General features: G+C 35.2%; 1 protein-coding gene. It reads right to left on the bottom strand.

Features of this window, described 5'->3' with window-relative positions:
• Nucleotides 1-97: 97 nt before the first annotated feature.
• Nucleotides 98-1405, bottom strand: coding sequence for a sigma 54-interacting transcriptional regulator (locus ACP3VS_RS24135; protein WP_426390274.1), 1308 nt, complete (start codon nucleotides 1403-1405; stop codon nucleotides 98-100).
• Between the last annotated feature and the right edge of the window lie 221 nt (nucleotides 1406-1626).

The following is a 1626-nucleotide window of genomic DNA, read 5'->3' as shown; positions in this document are numbered from 1 at the left end:
TGTTCATTTGTAAATTTCGTCATAAAAAAACTACACCTCCAATTGTTAGATGTGTCTAACAATTGGGGTGCAGTTCAAAGGTATTCCTCGTTTTTTATTATTGCTTTTTTATTTTTCGGATTCGATATTGAAGGTTTTGTCTACTCATCCCAAGTGCATTCGCTGCTTTTGTAATATTGCCCTCATATAAATTTAAGACATTTTGCACATAATATGATTCGGCTTCGCGCAAATAAGCATCTAATGGCATGACATCGTGATTTTGATGGAACATAAAGAATTCTGGTTCACGGTTATTGGTATCTTGCTGCTGTACCTTGAAGCGGAAATGAAGCGGCAATAGATCGGAGGTAACCGTAGATTCTATCGTCATAAATGAAACAATTTCATCCAATAATAACTCGAGTTCCTTTAAATTTCCAGGCCAATCATATTGTAAGAATAATTCCTGTACATCTGGTGCTAGCTCTGTAACTTGTGAAGCAAATCGTTCTCGATGTCGGCTAAAATAATCATCCACAAATGGGAGAATATCTTCTTTTCGATCAGTTAAATTGGGAATCGTAATAGCCATCGTTGCAAAGAAATAATAAAGTGATTTGGACAGTTTTTTTTCAGCAATTAATGTAATCGGATCGCTACCTACACTGCCAATTAACATATACTTGGACTGCGGTAGAGATTGGAGTATATCTAATAGCTGTTCTTGAATGTCTAAGCTCAAAAAATCAATGCGCTCAAAGAAAAAGGTATAGTCTTTATCTTCTTCTAAAAGCTGATTTAAGTTATCAAGCACCGATTGAGCTGAACGACGACTAACGAGTGTCATAAAGGCTTCAGGATCTGGTGAAGCTGCGTGGTGGATGCCTTCAGCTACTAAATCCTTGCCTGTCCCGGATTCCCCAATTAATAATACCGGTAATTTTACAGCCGCTGCTTTTTTAGCATTTTCGATGACTTGCTTCATTGCTTCAGATTTAGCTTTTATCATGTCAAACGTCAAAGGCTCATCATAACGACGAAGGGGTTGATAAACAAGCTTTTCCAATGATGTAATATCACGTGCAAATTCTATTGCACCAATTAGTTTTCCTTCTACAATAAGTGGAAAAGTATCATTAATGGTTGTAATTTCATGGCCATTTTTATTCCAATAGGTTTGTTTAACATTAATTTCTTTCTTTCCGGTTTGCAATACACGCATTAATGTACTTTCGTGCTGACGGAAGGAAAACATTTCAATAATCGAACGATCCGCAAGTTCATCAAAATGGAATCCTTCAATTTCTTTCATTTTTGTATTATAAATAATCGTCTTGCCGGATAGGTCTACTGCATGAATACCAACGGATACATTTGTTGCAATAAACTCATAAAAAGGTAGTAAAGGTTCAGAATTTTTCATAAAAATGTGCACCTCAAAAATTTTTTACTTGAAATATGCAACGAAATTTTGCATTATAATAAGTGTAAGAATATTTTATACGCAAAGATATTTTGCGTCAATGTTTTTTGCATACCCAAATACATCTCACAAGGGAGGATTAAGTATGATTCCATACAAACACGAACCATTCACAGATTTTTCACAAGAGGCAAACTACAATGCTTATGTAGAGGCTTTAA

The sequence above is a fragment of the Lysinibacillus sp. VIII_CA genome, from assembly GCF_049943995.1.
Taxonomy (GTDB): Bacteria; Bacillota; Bacilli; order Bacillales_A; family Planococcaceae; genus Lysinibacillus; species Lysinibacillus pinottii.
Note: the sequence above shows the minus strand (reverse complement) of the source record. Positions and strands in the feature narration are given on the sequence as shown.